Here is a 16,000-nt window from a genome sequence, read left to right as displayed (position 1 = left end):
CCTCTGCTTCTTCCCTCTCAATCTCTAGACCGTAACTTGTACATAATGCTTCAAGCCCTCCGTAAAAACCGCTCCCAATTGCATTAAACTTCCACTCACCGTTATATCTATACAATTCACCGACAACTACAGCCGTTTCCTTTGTAAACGCCAAGCCATAATCAAATCGGAACAACTCTTCATCTGTACTTCCATTTACTAGTCGAATATATAAATGCGATACGTTTTGCATAAAATGGCCAAGCCGTTCGCCCTCATGGATCGTCACTGTAAAAGCTATTTTTTCCGTATTTTTACTCAGCCGCTTCAAGTGTATCGTGATTGCCTCCTTATCACCGCTCTTATCTGTCACATCATGCGAAATCGAACCATCGTGTGCTTGTGGATTGCCATAAAATATAAAATGTTCATCTCTCTCGCAGATATTTCGATCAGATAATAGAAAAGCAGCAGCATCGATGCTCATCGATGCTTCTCTAGTCGTCCAACCAAATTGAACTCTCACAGATGTAAGTTCGCGTCCTCTAGTGATATCTACCTTTTGACCCTTCGACAATAACATGCTTCCCGCTCCATTTCGATTTAACTAGTATTCTTCACTCTATTATCTACGAAACTATGGCTAAAGTCCTCCTCCAAACTATCCATTTTTTTCAAAATGTTCGTTTACAAAAGGATATAATTATTATAAAATTCTTTATAACGAACATTAAGTTCGCAATTAGAGCGGGGACGGGAGGTGTTGATGTCATGTCCAAATTCAAAAAAATCTTATCGCTTACCTTGCTGATCACCATCTGTATGTATCCTGCTTCCGCATTTGCTGCATCCAGTAAAGAACCATACGATGAAAAGAAAGGTTTCTTATCAAGTATCTTGTCTGTGTTCTCCATTACGAAAAGTACAAACAACAGCAACAGTAGCAACAATAACAGTAATAATAATAAGCAAAACAACAACAAGAATACTAATAACAATAATCATTCAAACCAACCAAGCAAAAATAAGAACGACAAAGATTGGGACAAGAAAGGCTGGTTTGACTGGTTCGACAATGATGACTGGTTCGACAATGATGATTGGTGGGATGATATCTGTTGGTGGGATAAGCATAAGGAGGATTCATTCAAAATTTGGGAGCGTTATTATTGTTATTGATACCAGCTTGTCCGGTAACCGTTGGTTAAAACCAGCGGTTATTTTTTATTTATGCTCCTAAAGGAAATTTATATGGCATTTATTGTCGAAATAGATTCGCTCAAATTGTATAAGCTTTCCGATAAGAGGACGGGTTCATGCCAAACGATTTCTTGAAGCTTTTGCTCAAATGATGCTCATCCGTAAACCCGCACTGCTCTGCTATTTGCGCAAGCGTTAATGAAGAATTAACTAGCATAAGCTTAACCTTATCCATTCTTAGATTGGCGGCGTACGAACTTGGTGTCATTTGAAATTCCTGCTTAAACAGCCTGGTCAATTGCACTTGGCTGAGGCCAAGCTCCATCGCGATCGCCTTCAAGGAAACGCCCTCTTCCGCTTGCTGCTGAAGCATATGTACCACACGCTGCAAGGCCTGGTTCTCGCTATATAAATAATTTATCTTACGATTCATGCTTTCAATCTGATAGACATACATCAAATCCCTTAACAGATGTTGCTTGTATTTCAGCACGAGACTTTCCTTCACATAACGAGCTTCACGAAACAACGAAAGTGTAGAACTCATTCTTTTTTTGTTCAGCATAATAAGCTTACCTGTAGGGGGCAAAGTTTCGTTGTCCTCCCCGGAAGCGCTACCCGTATTTCGCCACTGGAACCCGATGAGGTGAAATGACAAGCCGTCTGTTTTGCGATAAAAGGTTATATTAGGTGGACAAAGCACCATTTCCCCTTTCTCGGCTCTCTCGCTCCTCGAATTTCCCATTCTATACTCAAAGCCGCCTTCTTCAACAATGAATAAAGCCCAGTGATCGTAAGTATCCTCTGTCTTCTGAAAATGCGCAGCATCCTTCACGAACACATGGTAAATCAGCTCGGGCTCGCGAAACCAAGGCTTGTCCAAACCCATCATCCCTTTTACGAAATTATTTACAAGAAAGTTGATTAATCTATACATTATACTACGAAAAATCGTTGCATATAATTAAATTAATTACAAGAAGGAGGAGAGGCTAATGCGTACAGCTTCGCTAAATATTCCAGAATTAATGAGTCGTTTTCATGAACAAGGATACTTGGTTTTACCCGATATACTTTCACAGGAAAAGGTATCCCTCCTGAATTCAGCTATCGACGAGGTCCTTGCAGAGGAGGAAGATACGTTTGCACATAATATTTACAACAGCGTCTCCCGTCACACTGAAATTGCCTCATTGATCGATCACGAAGAAATCCTTCCCTTAATCGTTAATTTGCTTGGACATAATATTCAGCTGCATATTTCCCATCTAACCGTGAGAAAACCTAATCCAAATGATATAAAGACGGCTTCCCACAGCTTTATCGATTGGCATCAAGACGGCCCTCATCCACAGTTTCCGGTTATTGCAGGCTTAACAGCTACTTATTATATAAAAGTCTGTTATATTTTGAGTGATATGACACAGCCGAACCGCGGCAATACAAAGGTTATTCCGGGCAGCCACAGGCATCCCTATAATCCGAACCATAAGGATGTACGCCAGCAATTGGACGGCGAGGTACAAGTGTGCGGAAAGCCGGGTGATGTATTTATTTTCGCACAAAATTTATGGCATGCCGGATCGATCAATCAATCCGAATTTACAAGAAGGCAGCTCTTTCTCGGCTATAGCCCGATCTGGATGCGTCCAATTGACTATCATCAGGCAGACGAGCATCTATTAAAGGATGCCGATCCGATCCGCCGTCAACTGCTTGGACAAATCAGCGACAATAAATTCAAATTTTATGTCCCGGAAGAATCGATGGTACCGCTCAAAATGATGGTTATCAACAGCGTCTGATAAAGCCGAAGCTGGGCGCGCATAAGGACCGTTTACTCACCTCATCGTGATGCAAACGGTCCTTTAACAATTAGCTTGCGATGTCCGATAGCTCCGACAGCAGCATGAGTACGAGTCCCTGCCCATAAAGAGTTGGATAACAAGCGATCTCATTGTAAGCTTCGATTGAAGGCATGATAGGCGTCCCGCCTGACACGCCCATGACTTCCCCGCTCGGCTTTATTTTAAGAAGAATAGCATCTGCCGCAAGGTACGCAGCATTCAAGTAATCCGCATCGAGCAAGCCTTGACGTACCGCTTTCACAATGCCGCAAGAAATGCCGGCGCTGCCCGACGTTTCCGAATAAAATTCAGGACGGTCAAGCACCGTTGCCCATAGGCCTTCCTCATGTTGATAGCGAATAAGGCTGCGCATGAGCAATTGGTAACGTTCGAGCGTTTCCTTCGGAACAACTGCTAAACCTTCCAGCTCTTCTACTATCATCGGCACCGCCACCGCTATCCACGCATTAGCTCTCGTCCAGCGGGCAGCCGAAAGATGGTTCCGTGCCTCCGAATTCCAGCCATGAAACAGCACACCCGTATCATTATCCTGCAGCAGCGTTAAATGCAGCTCCACCTGACGTACGGCCTCTTTCGCATAATCCACATTCCCAGTGAGTTTCGCAAGTTTAGCCAAGAACAAAACCGCCATAAAAATAGTATCCGCCCATACCTGCTCCGGGAATTTCACATTTTCCGTAACCGTATGCTCGAAGGCACCTTCCCTTGTACGGGGCGCCTCCGTCATCATCCATTGTCCAATCCGCTCTGCTGTCTCCAAAAAAACAGGATCATGCGTATGCTCGTAAAGCGCTGGAAAAACCGTATATGGCGCCATTGCATTGATGACTCTGACCTTCTCCGCAAGGTGTAAATTATTTTGCGACCATTTTATTAACTCCGTCATCGTCTCTGATTCATCTGTAAGCTCATAATAAGACAGCATCGCAATGACGCCGACTCCCGGCACCCAGTCCCAATGGTTCAAATCCATGCCCCAACTACCGGAATGATCCTCAAGCATATAGTGATAAACACGATCAGCCGCCTGATTCACTATTTCTCGCGATAACTTCGTTTTCATGCCTGCTCCTCCACCTCCATAAAATGATGCAGCTTCACCGTTTTATACTGATGGTGATGCTGCAGGCTTCAATGCTAAGGATAACTTAATAGGATCATCACTGGTTGCGTCGACATTCTGCTTGCTTGAAAAACTAGCTGCTACAACATCATCATAGGTCTCTACTATAATTTCCGGCTCTGCTTCACCAATTACTAGCGAAAAAAGAAAAGCTGCTTTGCCCATCTTCTCAAAATCAATTGTACTGTCCTCTACTGCATGTAAAATATGGTCGAAGCAAAAGCTGCTGCTGTTCCTCGCGAGCTCCCACTTCCAATTGTCTTTTTGTTTATCGTCATGCTCCTCCGTCCCTGCACCAAATGCCGTAAACAAAATACGCAGAGCAACTTTGCAGTCACCGATTCTAACCTCCGCTCTTTCCCCGCTCACTTCCGCGTCTACATTATCCAAGCAGCCGCCAAGCTCTACCCGAATTCGCAAATCAGATGCAGCTATGCAGCCATTTATTCGATCAAGGCTCGGATGAGTATCTCCTCCATCAGTTAGAAAACGGATGCCGAGGAGCAGTCTACTTCCCTCTACTCTACTGTTCAGTACAGCTGAGCAATAATCATAGCCGTCATGCAGGACGCGCAGCTTCAAATAGGCCGCCTCTCCACCATTATCAAAGAAAACAAGCAGCGGTCTTGTTTGATTCCACATAATTTCCTCACTGGACACACCAATCGCAAAGGAAGAGGTCATGTAGGTTGTTGCCCACTTTTCCTGCCCGGTCTGTTCATTTCTAGAATAGAGCTGCTGGAGCAGCCTTTCCTCAGACTGTGTGAAGAATGGATCATACTTGTGCGGACAGCAAATCCCGCTCCCAAACCACTCCGCATCATACGGCTGTTCATTCTTAAATGTAAACACAACCCTATTGTTTGTAGCGATTTGCAAAAACGACTTCGCCATATCCGTTAGCAGCGTACTGTAGCTCCGGCTGTGCGGGCCGGACCACTGCTTCGTCGCCGGATGAAAATGCTCTGCTACCATGCGCCATGCGCTATCGAGCAAATCTTCCGCAAGCGCTTTGGCCTGACCACTCACAGACATCGTATAAATTTTGGACAGTTCGGTGATGGCGATAACCGTATAAGTCGGACTGTTAAACTCATGAAACGTCCCTAGCTGATTCGTAAATGCATGGAGCTTTTCCAGCCTTCGAATACCATAATCGGCCAATTCCGGCTCAGCGTATGCTTCGCCCGCGATAAGCGTGACCAAAGCACCCATTAGTGCGATATTCGTATAATTTGGACCTACATCCCGCTTCATAATGGCATCGCATGCGCAGAATACAGCCTGACGGATCAGCTCTCGCAGTTCCATAGGTAATCTGTCCCCATGCCGGACTTCGATTTGAACGAGCTGTTTCCCGCAAAAATCAGCCCAGTTCCAATCTGGCGGGGACATTTTCGCAAGCGGCTCCTCGTAAAACCATGACCATATGCCATACGTTAGGTGTGCAGGATTTTGGTCTTGCAGTGAAATCACTTTGCGTATGACTTCATAAGCTCTCGTGGTATAATCCGGCAAACCGCTGTCAAGCAAAGCCAGTGCATAAAGAAGAGAAGGATATGTAGGGTGAACAAGCGGGAACTCCTCAGCTGTAAGCGTTGTATGGTAGCCGGGACTATGAAAGGGCAGCTTGAGCATGTTGGTTTCCAGGTCAAAAAACGGCTCCCAGTAATGAATTTTTCCAAGCAGCAGCAGCTTGTGATCCATTGGATTGTCTGTCTTATCCATATATCCCATCCTCTCAATTAAGGCATCCTAGTTGGCGCCAATGCTGTGATAGAGAGCAGACCGCCATTAAGGCGAACTGCTCATCTCCTGCCTTTCAACCTGTATCTATTAAGCTCCGTTCTCTGGCGATTTAGTCAGTTGGCGCCGGAGTTACTGGATTCGGAGCTGCTTCAGGTCTACCCGGCTCTGGCGTTTCACTGGGTACTGGAGTTTCAATTGGTCCTGGCACTACGGTTTCACTTGGCTCCGGCACTACAACTTCAGTAGGCATAGGTGTCCCCGACTCCGGATCAACGACTGGAGCAGATGTGACTGTAACTAAGCAGCTGGCTGTAAATAAACCATCCATCGTCGTTACCGTTATCGTTGCCGTACCCACTCCGACAGGCGTAACTTCCCCTGCATTTACTGCCGCAACATTCGGATCGCTTGTTGTCCACGTTACCTCTTTACTCGCAGCATTCTCTGGCGTCACCGCTGCAAGAAGTGCAACTGCAGGGTCACCCGCAGTCATCTCAAGTAGGCTCCTGTCAAGCGTCACACCGCTAACGCTTGCTGAACCAGCGCCGCCGATCAACATAGGCTTAAATAGTTTAGACTGTTTATTGGACCCGATGCCTCCGCCCCACTCCAGCCATCCTTTGCGTCCATTGCCGTCATTCTCATTCACAAGAGCGGACAAGCTTAGAATCCCATCACTCGGAACAATCGGCGACAATTCCGTCCAAGGCAATGCGAGCCGGTAGATTGTATCCTTGTTTGTTTCATCTCTCGTAATCTGGAGCTGGCGATTTGTAACCGGCCCAGTCAATACGCCAGTCATCGCCATCCACCGATATAATTCCGGCCCGTTTGGTGTCAGCGCCATTCCGTATTCATACCATTCCGCCGCCTCTCCCGGCGTTCCTAAGGAAATAGCGAACTGAATACTGTCTCCGCTCCAAATCGCATCTCCTGATTTGGTTTGCGAGAATAGATCGTCATGGATCTTTGCCGACAGATAGAGGTGGTCAATATCATACGTAACCCATAGCTTACCGCTCAAATCCTCCGGCCCATTATGCGGCACCACTCTTGAATGGCCTTCCTCAAACAGGTCGATGCCAGGGAGATCGGTTACATCGTCCAGCGCCCCATCCACCTGCACCGTGCGGTTAACGATGGGCGTCATACTTGCGATAGCGATATTGTTCAAGTTGCCTGAAAGAGACAATACGGTGCCATCATCCAAATAGACGGTAAGCTGGTGAGGCGTTAAAGTTCCCTCGGGCAGTGCCGGTATTGGAAGATCAATTGTATAATCCGTAAAACCAGGCAGCACCGTATTATAAGTTTCTGATTCGGTATTCGCACCCACCTGCCAATCGATCTGTGTCAACCGCCTATCGACCGGCTTTGTATTATCGATTCGAACTCTCAGGAAGTTGCTGCCCTCCTTCAGCACATGTTTGACAGAAAGCTCCTCCGATTGCTTGATCACCACTGTATTTTTTAACGCGCCGATTTTTTTGCCGCCAACGACAAGCTCCGCCGTCGCTGTGTAGCTGCCAGGTTGACCTATTCCTTGAAATACGACAGGATAGGTGCCGACCGAAGAAGCCAGTATATTTTGAACTGATCCTTGCAATTGAATGCGGGCGCTTAGCGGATTCCAAGATGATGCTTTGTATACGGATAACGTTACGCTGATAGGATCACCGGTAAAGGAAGGTTCGCTCTTAAGCCTATATTTGCTTCCTTGAATGACTTTATCGATTTTCCCTTGGATGAATAGAGGTTCGCTTGAAGCCGTAATGTAAATTTCCCCGTCCTTCGGCGTATAGGTAGCTGAACGGCCCATCATGTCCGTTACGACCAGCGGTCCATTTGTTTTCAAAGTCAGATCGGTCTCGGTATCCGTCCCTGACCAAAGCACATGAATCGATTTCTGGTCCTTCTTAAATTTATAGCGATAGATGCCGTTTGTAATCTCCTGACCGGTTACGCTTGCGCCAGTCAACTGCCGTGCTACCGTCGCTAACGCCACATAACCCGGTTTTGGCGTATACGCGCCGAGCGGATCACCGCCATTATGAATAATACCGAAGTTATGCTCGTTATATTTCTTATCCGTTCCGTCGTCCATCAGATCGTACCAGAAGATTTTCTCCACTCCTGCTGCCATGCCAAGTACATAGGTGCGAATCAAATAGGCAGCCTGCGTCTTCTCATCCACTCCGCGTGGGTCAAGCTGCGTCGGCCATCCAATTTCCGAGAACCAGATGGGTTTCGTCTGTCCGTTGTTATAGGTTTTCACCAGTTGATTTAACGAGGTTACCTCGTTAAGAAGTCCCTCCGGCTTGTCAGGATAACGGTAAGGATGTACGGATAAGGTGTCCATGTAGTTTAACCCGCCGAGCTGGAACAAATCTTCAAGCCACTCGGCTGGAATGCCTGCGGTCGCGCCTCCAAGCACATTCAGATCAGGGCGCACCGATTTGGCAGCCTCATAACCTGCTTTCATTAGGTTGAAGTATACATCGGGCTGTGATGCAGCCGGCCCATTCCCTCCAAATCCGGGCAGGTTGAACTCGTTCCACATCTCTCCCCATTTGATTTGGCCGCCGTATCGGTTCAGTACGGATTTCGTATAATTCGCATAGGCGGCGTGAGCTTCTGCTGAATAAGGCGTTTGGAAATTATCATAAAATTGATTGGAAAAAGCGAAGGTCATTAGCGGATCGATGCTGTTCTCCAGCAATCCTTCCATATAGAGTGTAAATTTCGGGTTATAGGTGTAGATGCCTTTTTTTAGCTCAATCTCAGACCAAAACATCGCATCCCTCACGCTTTTGGCTCCTGCATACTTGACCAAAGGAAGCATCTCACGGTTCCAGCTATGTGCAAAATGCGTCTGTACGCCAAACGGTGATGCTGTCACTGCTGTCAAATCAAACGTTGGCACAGCCGCGAATGTCGTCTCTGTTGTTTTAAGCAAAGTTCCCGCTTGATAAGCTGATAGTTTTAAACGATAATAGCCATCTGATTGTACCGGCACCTCAAGCCTGATCTTTCCTCCAGTAACCGGCGAGCTTCCAGTTAAACCGGGCTCACCCCAAGCATCATAGGTTTGCCATGTGACGGTATCTCCCGTTGTTAATACATCAAAAGTGCCTTTGCTTGCACCAGCAAATACGTTGCCAACCTGCGTTTGAGCGATGGCTAGGTCAGGTACGGTCACCTTGATTCGCAGATCGTCGAACCATACCGAGCCGCTCTTAAGCCCCGTACGCAGTCCCGCCCGTGCTACCTTGATCGTCATCTTCTTAAGCGACGGATGAAAGGCTCCGTCATTGGCGCCTCCCCAGTGCGTATATTCGCTGCCGGCATTGAAAGCATTCACGGTAACCTTCTGCCAATCCGTTGTCGGCTGAAGCACCAGCCTTTGCGAGTGGTTTTGGTTCGTTCCGTCCATTAGTACAATATAAATCGATGCAGCATCCGCAGTTTTCACCCAAAAGGATAAGCTTACCGCATCCGCCGGAACTATTCGTTTCGTCAGATACCGCTCCAGTGCAACGTATGAGCCGCCGCCATTAAAATCGCCAGTCACCTTGGCCGAGGAAAGACCTGTTTTGAATACAGACTGATCTCTTGTAAAGCTTCCTTGCGCCCCGGGAAATTCGGCGCCCAGCAGGAAGTCCCATACTTCGTCGGAGCTCTCATAATCGCCGGCTTGAAGCTCTGCGACCACCGCTTCTGCAGCCGCTGCATGTTCATTTTTTCCAAGCGTACCAGATGCCGTCATGATCAATGCAAAGACGAGGAATAATGAAAAAACTTTTTTCATGGTCATCATTTTCCATCCATCCTTTGCTACTCGGATCGGCGATTAACCCTTCCCGAAAAGTAATGACCGCATTCGGGAAGGGCCTTCCCCTCTACTTCAGATGCTCTTTGTTCGTTTCATACCACTCCTGCACTAGCTTCTCTACATTTTCACCGCCCAAACGCTTCCATTCCTTGCGAATATCCTCCATTCCAGCCTGCGGTGTAAGCGCGCCTCCTCCCGTTACGATCTTGGCTTCAATTTGCTGCGCAATCGGAGCGAAGGTAGCAATCAGTTGGCTTACCTCAGGCAAATCAGGATTATAGGCAATGTCCCGTCTGTATTTATTTTTCATCGCAATCTCAAGACCAGCTGCTTTAAGCACAGCCTGCTCTTGAGAAATCGGATCCTGTGCCGCCATCACCGCATACCATTCCGGCTTCGGATCCCATTCATTCAAGATCGCATACTCTCTTGCATAAAACACTTCCTTCTTGAACTTATCAGCGTCGGTCTTCTGCGGAACTTCTCCCACGAGCTTATAATGATCGTCCTTCTCTCCAATTCTGAGCGGCTCCCAGCCCTTCTCCAGCATCCAGTCCAAAAATTTGACGCCTGCTTCGATTTTGTCCTCTTTCATATTCGTATTAAAAGCGATATACATATTGGCCGGCACTTCCTGATAAAGGCCATTTTTTCCATACTTCGAAGCGACAGGCTCCAAAGGTACAACTTTTGCATCCGGCACATTTTTTTTCAAATCAACAAACTCTGCGCCCATTGACCATGAGCCAAGATAAATACCAGACTTGCCTGTCGTCCAAAGCTGCAGCGAGCGCTGAAAATTCGTATCCGTAATGTATTCCTTATCGATCAACCCTTCGTCAAAAAGCTGCTTCTGCAAAGCAAGCGAATCGGTATACCGATCCAGTATACGGCCGAACGTGAGCTTGCCATCTTCCAGATACCATTGGTTCTCGTTATTGAAGAAAAGGGCTCTTAAAATTTGCACTCCGTTGTAATTAAAAGTGATTGGAACCGTATCCGCCGTGCCGTTGCCGTCCGGATCGCCCTCTTTGAACTTGCGTGCAACCTCAATTAATTCTTCAACAGTTGTCGGAGCTTTCAAGCCCAGCTTATCCAACCAGTCCTGACGAATCATAATGCCATGATTGGCTATCGTTTCTTGTCCACGCGCGCTTGCAATCGCATACATTTTTCCATTAATCGTTAGGAAAGGTTTAAGTTCTGGATGCTTAGCCAAATAAGCTTTGTACGTTGTGCTGTATTTTTCGATATATTCGTCGATTGGCTGAATCGCTCCCTGTGCAGCGAGCTGGCTAATATAGCTGCGGTCATATTCCCATATGAGATCCGGAGCCGTGCCCGATGCGATCAGCGTGTTTAATTTTTGCTGTACCTGCGTACGCGGTACGGGTACCCATTTGACCTTTGCAGGAGCATTCTCATTGATCCACTTCGTCCAGCGGTTGTTTTCGTAGCTACCTTCATCCGACGACACTTCGCCCCGGTCAAGGATCGATACGCTAATCTCTTTCTTTTGCTCTACCACTGGTGCTGGCACATCGGTCTTATTCGGTACAGCAGAAGGTTTATTCGGCTCGGATTTCCCCGTGCAGCCAGCCAGCAGTACAACAATTAAGCTAGCCATCATGATCAAATTGCGGGTTTTGTTCCATTTCAACAAATACATCATCCCCTTTTCCTTATTAACCTTTAACCGAACCGATCAAGACACCTTTTACAAAATGTTTCTGAAGAAACGGATATACGCATAGAATCGGCGTGACCGCAATGACGATGGCCGCAGCTTTGATGCCTTCGGGCGTTAACAAGATTTGCCCCGCACCCTCACTTCCCCCAGTATTGTTAAGCAGGCTTGCATCCACTTGATTAATCATCTGATACAGCTTCACCATCAAGGATTGTGACGTCGTTTTTGTGATATAAAGAAGAACGCTGAAATAGGAGTTCCACCAGCCAACGGCGTAGAACAGCGACAAGGAGGCGATGATCGGCTTGCACAGCGGAAGCATGATCTGCATTAAGACCCGCCAATCTCCAGCTCCGTCCATAGCAGCCGACTCTTCAATTTCATCCGGAAGGCCTTCCATAAACGTTTTCATCACGAACATGTTATATGTGCTGACTAGCCCAGGAAGCCATAATGCCCAGTATGTGTCCATTAAGCCCAGCGACTTGACGAGAATGAAGCTCGGAATGATCCCAGAAACGAATAACATCGTGAACGTAACAAACATTAGCAGTCCGCTGCGTCCCATCAAGCGGCGTCTTGAAAGCGGATAGGCAGCAAGTATCGTCATGATCATGTTCAACGCGGTACCAACAACCGTGATCAAGACCGTATTTCGCAAGCCGATCAAAATTTGTCCGTCATCAAAAAGCCGATCGTAAGCATGCAGATTGAATTCAATTGGCCACAGCATCACTTCTCCGGCTGTAATTGCCCGGCTGCTGCTAAAGGATGCTGCCACCTCATACCATAGCGGGAACAGCGCGATTAAGGACGAGAGGCCAAGAAACGTATAAAGGATGATTTTGCTAATCGATGACAACACAAAAGATGCGGCAGCATTCCTTTTCACCGTTACCATAACCCCCTTTCGCCGAACTTTCGGATGAGCCCGTTAACGCCTACGACTAGAATGAACCCAATCAAGGATTGGAATAACCCAAGCGCTGTCGTGTAGCTGTAATTCATATTTTGCAAGCCGACCCGGTATACGTAGGTGCTGATGACATCCGCTACATCCAGCACGGATTGGTTTTGAAGCACCAGCGTTTGTTCAAGGCCAACATCCATCATATGCCCCATCCGAAGGATCAATAAGATGGCGATCGTGCTGCGAATGCCGGGAAGTGTAATATGCCAAATTTGCCGCAGCTTGTTTGCACCGTCGATTTTGGCTGCTTCATAAAGCTGGGGATCAATCGAAGCCATCGCTGCTAAATAGAGAATCGTCCCCCAGCCCGCTTCGCGCCAAATACCGGATAACGTATACACAACAGGCCACCAAGTCGAATCCGCCATAAAATAGACGGGCTCGATGCCCAATTGTTTTAGAATCAGATTCACGACGCCTGTGCTTGGCGAAAGGATCGCAATAACGATACCGCCAAGCACAACCCAAGAGATGAAGTGAGGCAAATACAACAGGTTCTGAACCGTCCTTTTGTACCATTCTCTGCGCACCTCGTTAAGCAGCAAGGCAAGGAGGATAGGTACCGGAAAACCAAACACGAGACTATAGATGTTCAACAGCAGCGTATTTCTAAGAATTCTCCAAAAATCCAAGCTTGCGAACAGCATTTGAAAATGATGAAAACCAGCCCATTCGCTTCCCCATATTCCATCAATAAACCGGTAATTTTTGAATGCGATAATCTCGCCCGCCATCGGTGCGTATTTAAAGATGACATAAAACAAGATGACAGGCAGAAGCATCAAATATAAGTGACGATCCCGCTTAAGCCGTATCCAAATCGTCCTCCCCCCCTTTATGTTCCGTCTACAATTCGATCGTACACAAAGCTCGGGAAGCTGAATATAGACATGTTCTGTGCCAGGTGTCTTTTATTGTGAAATGGCCCAGTCACCTTTCTTGAACAGGTTCATTCTTATGCTGTGAAACGGAAGAAATCCCGCCATTAAAAGCAAAAACGCCTTCAGCATCCTCTGGATGTTGAAGTATATTTGACGGAGAAATATAAGCTCTCTATAAGCTAACAAACTTATTAATTCTTATATTACAATGAAAAAACCGGGGCAACGCCTCCGCTTTGGAAGTGTGCCACCGGTCTTACGTTCGCTCTGTGTCTTGCCCATGTTGTTTGCTGATGGCTTGCTCGCGGAACTCTGTCGGTGTCATCCCTGTAAATTTTTTAAACGTCCGCAAGAAGCTGCGGGTATTCATATATCCTATCGCTTCGGCGATGTCGTTCACCTTTTTATCCTTATTAGCAAGCAGTGCTTTCGAGGCGTCAATTCGAATTTCGATTAGATAGTCGATAAAATTTCGCTCGGTATATTCTTTAAACTGCTTGCTAATATAGGTTGGGCTCAAATGAAACTGTACAGCGAGCCGATCGAGCGACAAATCATTTTCGTGGTAATGGGCTTGAATGTAGGTAAGCATCCGCTCAATCGTGTCATTTTTCCCTCTCAGGCTTCGTTTGCTCGTAAGCTTAGCAGCCAGCTCCTCAAGAACAGCGAGGACGAGGGACTCTGCTTGCTTCCAATTCTCACTGTGCTCAATCTTCTCATAAATGCTGTCCAAGTTGCCCATCGACTCCTCGGGACCGATTCCGATTGCATCCGCAACCTGCAGCGCCTTCACGATTAAATCGAACGAAAACTGGCGGATGAGGTCAGGAGGCAAGCTTAGTTCCACCGCCTTCTCGAAGGCTTGGTGCACATCCTCCTTTATTTTATCCGTATCCGTCTGCTTGAGCGCCTCCATAATTCGATTTGCCTTCCGATTCAAACGGTAATAGTCTTGACTGTCCGGCGGTTGCAAATCCTCGATTGAAATGACGGAATGGCTGCCAAAAAGCATCTTGTAGCGGAGCGCCTTGCGCGACTCGCCGTAGGAGCTTTGAATATCGCCGAGCTCCTTGACTCCTCTGCCAACACCCACCGTGGCGACTAAGCCGAATTGCTTTTTAATTATCTCAAGTATCCATTCCAAAATTGCGAGCGCGCGCAAATGGTTTTGTTCCGCTTCGCCCTCGGCGAAGCTAAAGACAAGCGCCGCTCGTCCGCCGCCTAAATCGATTGCGACTCCAGCATCCTCTTTGCCCATCATCTCCTCCGCCACGTTGCAAAACACATACGTATACAACGTTTCATCACGCGGGCTTAAGCAACCTTCTGGTTTCGCAATTTCTGCTGTACATACAAGGTAGCGCTCTGAATAGAGCTTAATGCCTGTAAATTCAAAGTGATGCCGCAAAGCTTGGTAGTCCGTTCGGTAGCCGGTCAGCATATCCATAATCAATCTCCATTTGAGCACGGATTTGGAATCTCGCACATGCTTCTCCAAGTGCTCCCGATCCACCATCATTTGCTCAAACACCGTCTCCAAATAAGTGAATCCCGCCGTATCAAATCCGCGCTTCTTATCTGGCTGGTAGGTCCCTGAAAGCTTGCTGACCAGTCGATCAAGCGGCTTGAAGGTTAACCGATTAACGTAAAACAATACAATTAGCGCTAGAACGATCATTACGCCAGCCAATATAAATAAAAGATTGCGGGTAATCTGAAGCGGCTCGTAAATTTGTGATTCCGGCATGATGCTGACCATTTTCCAACCCGTATAGGCGGATGTCCTGTAAAATACGGTTTGCGGGATCCCGTCCAGCTTGACTGATAGGGAGCCGCTGCCTTCTGCTGCGAGTACATTTTTCATATAGGGCAATTGCTTTAAATTTTGGTAAAGGAGCGTTTTGTCATCGTGGCTGACGACTTTTCCATCTGCGTCGAATATAAACAAATGGCCAGCCGAGCTTTCCTCATAGACCGATTTAATCATATCGTAGAGAACAACCTCGTTAATGTTAACGGCAACGATGCCGTTACGATAACCGGGACTGCTGAGCGTTGGGTAGGAGCGCACCAGTGTGACAACGTTTTGAGTTGTCGTTCCATCCCACACCGGATGGGTCGTCATCCACTTGAAATAACCCGGCATGTCCATATAATCAGCCAGCCAGTTGTCTACCGATGAAATATCATTCATATAAGCCTTTTCGGTCAAAATATCGCCGTTTACAGCAGAGTAAACGAAAATGGATGAGAAAGTGGGATTGGCGTTAATAAAGTTTTTTAATTTTGTCGTAAGCCCATAATAGTTGCTGTATTTTTGGGCATCGTCATTGTAACTATCCAGCATGAAGTAAACGAATTCGAGCTCTTCCATAAGCGCGAGTAAATCTTTCTCGGTTTGACGGAACGCCACTTCAATCTTTTGGTCTACTTGCTTGAGCAGCGCGAGATTCGTATTGGTTAGATCGGCCTCAAGCGGACCAACCGTACCCCGGTAGGACAACCAGAAGGTTAAGGCAATAATCAGCAGAAATGTGCTTCCGTAAATGATCATCACTTTTCCCGAAATGCTGGATTTCATTCCAAACCTCCTCACGGGATGCAGCTTGTTCATTACTATATGCATCATATGAGTTTGGCATTATACATTCATAGCTTTTAAGACAAAGGTAGCAGCACAAAAAAGAACCCTGCAGGCTAGTAACTGA

At 46.8% G+C, this 16,000-nt stretch carries 10 protein-coding genes and 1 pseudogene; 2 read left to right on the top strand and 9 right to left on the bottom strand.

The genetic code is table 11. The annotated features are described in order from the left end of the window. Positions 1 to 43: 43 nt before the first annotated feature. Positions 44 to 562 (bottom strand): annotated as a pseudogene (locus AB4Z45_RS00755) (TerD family protein); the annotation flags it as partial. Between the two features lie 188 nt (positions 563 to 750). Here AB4Z45_RS00755 and AB4Z45_RS00750 point away from each other — a divergent pair. Further along, a complete protein-coding gene (locus AB4Z45_RS00750; protein ID WP_441907468.1) occupies positions 751 to 1,158 on the top strand; it encodes a hypothetical protein in 408 nt (135 codons plus the stop codon). 100 nt (positions 1,159 to 1,258) lie between these two features. On the opposite strand, the gene AB4Z45_RS00745 is transcribed toward AB4Z45_RS00750, so the two are convergent. Then, positions 1,259 to 2,068, bottom strand: coding sequence for a helix-turn-helix domain-containing protein (locus AB4Z45_RS00745; protein WP_441907840.1), 810 nt, complete (start codon positions 2,066 to 2,068; stop codon positions 1,259 to 1,261). A 106-nt stretch (positions 2,069 to 2,174) separates the two neighbouring features. On the opposite strand from AB4Z45_RS00745, the gene AB4Z45_RS00740 reads away from it, so the two are divergent. Further along, complete coding sequence (locus AB4Z45_RS00740; RefSeq protein ID WP_441907467.1) at positions 2,175 to 2,984, top strand: phytanoyl-CoA dioxygenase family protein; 810 nt, start codon at positions 2,175 to 2,177, stop codon at positions 2,982 to 2,984. Positions 2,985 to 3,054: 70 nt separating this feature from the next. Here AB4Z45_RS00740 and AB4Z45_RS00735 read toward each other — a convergent pair whose 3' ends face one another. The 7 genes from AB4Z45_RS00735 to AB4Z45_RS00705 form a co-directional block, all read right to left on the bottom strand. Further along, a complete protein-coding gene (locus AB4Z45_RS00735) occupies positions 3,055 to 4,110 on the bottom strand; it encodes a glycoside hydrolase family 88/105 protein (RefSeq protein ID WP_441907466.1) in 1,056 nt (351 codons plus the stop codon). A gap of 42 nt (positions 4,111 to 4,152) precedes the next feature. Continuing rightward, positions 4,153 to 5,898 (bottom strand): hypothetical protein, encoded by a 1,746-nt coding sequence (locus tag AB4Z45_RS00730; protein ID WP_441907465.1) that lies wholly within the window; start codon positions 5,896 to 5,898, stop codon positions 4,153 to 4,155. A 130-nt stretch (positions 5,899 to 6,028) separates the two neighbouring features. After that, positions 6,029 to 9,736, bottom strand: coding sequence for an Ig-like domain-containing protein (locus tag AB4Z45_RS00725; protein WP_441907464.1), 3,708 nt, complete (start codon positions 9,734 to 9,736; stop codon positions 6,029 to 6,031). Positions 9,737 to 9,818: 82 nt separating this feature from the next. Then, positions 9,819 to 11,414, bottom strand: a complete 1,596-nt coding sequence (locus AB4Z45_RS00720) for an extracellular solute-binding protein (RefSeq protein ID WP_441907463.1) — start codon at positions 11,412 to 11,414, stop codon at positions 9,819 to 9,821. 22 nt (positions 11,415 to 11,436) lie between these two features. Beyond that, positions 11,437 to 12,333, bottom strand: coding sequence for a carbohydrate ABC transporter permease (locus AB4Z45_RS00715; protein WP_441907462.1), 897 nt, complete (start codon positions 12,331 to 12,333; stop codon positions 11,437 to 11,439). 2 nt (positions 12,334 to 12,335) lie between these two features. Next, positions 12,336 to 13,193 carry an ABC transporter permease gene (locus AB4Z45_RS00710; RefSeq protein WP_441907839.1) on the bottom strand — a complete coding sequence of 286 codons (858 nt, stop codon included), beginning with the start codon at positions 13,191 to 13,193 and terminating at the stop codon, positions 12,336 to 12,338. 355 nt (positions 13,194 to 13,548) lie between these two features. Further along, positions 13,549 to 15,873 (bottom strand): helix-turn-helix domain-containing protein, encoded by a 2,325-nt coding sequence (locus tag AB4Z45_RS00705; protein WP_441907461.1) that lies wholly within the window; start codon positions 15,871 to 15,873, stop codon positions 13,549 to 13,551. Between the last annotated feature and the right edge of the window lie 127 nt (positions 15,874 to 16,000).

The sequence above is a fragment of the Paenibacillus sp. MCAF9 genome (assembly GCF_052114265.1).
Taxonomy (GTDB): domain Bacteria; phylum Bacillota; class Bacilli; order Paenibacillales; family Paenibacillaceae; genus Pristimantibacillus.
This window is presented reverse-complemented; position numbering and strand designations above follow the sequence as displayed.

Excerpts from the sequence above, each read along its gene's own strand:
- AB4Z45_RS00750 (WP_441907468.1), top strand. The coding sequence starts at position 751 with ATGTCCAAATTCAAAAAAATCTTATCGCTTACCTTGCTGATCACCATC.
- AB4Z45_RS00745 (WP_441907840.1), bottom strand. The coding sequence starts at position 2,068 with ATGGGTTTGGACAAGCCTTGGTTTCGCGAGCCCGAGCTGATTTACCAT.
- AB4Z45_RS00740 (WP_441907467.1), top strand. The coding sequence starts at position 2,175 with ATGCGTACAGCTTCGCTAAATATTCCAGAATTAATGAGTCGTTTTCAT.
- AB4Z45_RS00735 (WP_441907466.1), bottom strand. The coding sequence starts at position 4,110 with ATGAAAACGAAGTTATCGCGAGAAATAGTGAATCAGGCGGCTGATCGT.
- AB4Z45_RS00730 (WP_441907465.1), bottom strand. The coding sequence starts at position 5,898 with ATGGATAAGACAGACAATCCAATGGATCACAAGCTGCTGCTGCTTGGA.
- AB4Z45_RS00725 (WP_441907464.1), bottom strand. The coding sequence starts at position 9,736 with ATGATGACCATGAAAAAAGTTTTTTCATTATTCCTCGTCTTTGCATTG.
- AB4Z45_RS00710 (WP_441907839.1), bottom strand. The coding sequence starts at position 13,193 with ATGCTTCTGCCTGTCATCTTGTTTTATGTCATCTTTAAATACGCACCG.
- AB4Z45_RS00705 (WP_441907461.1), bottom strand. The coding sequence starts at position 15,873 with ATGAAATCCAGCATTTCGGGAAAAGTGATGATCATTTACGGAAGCACA.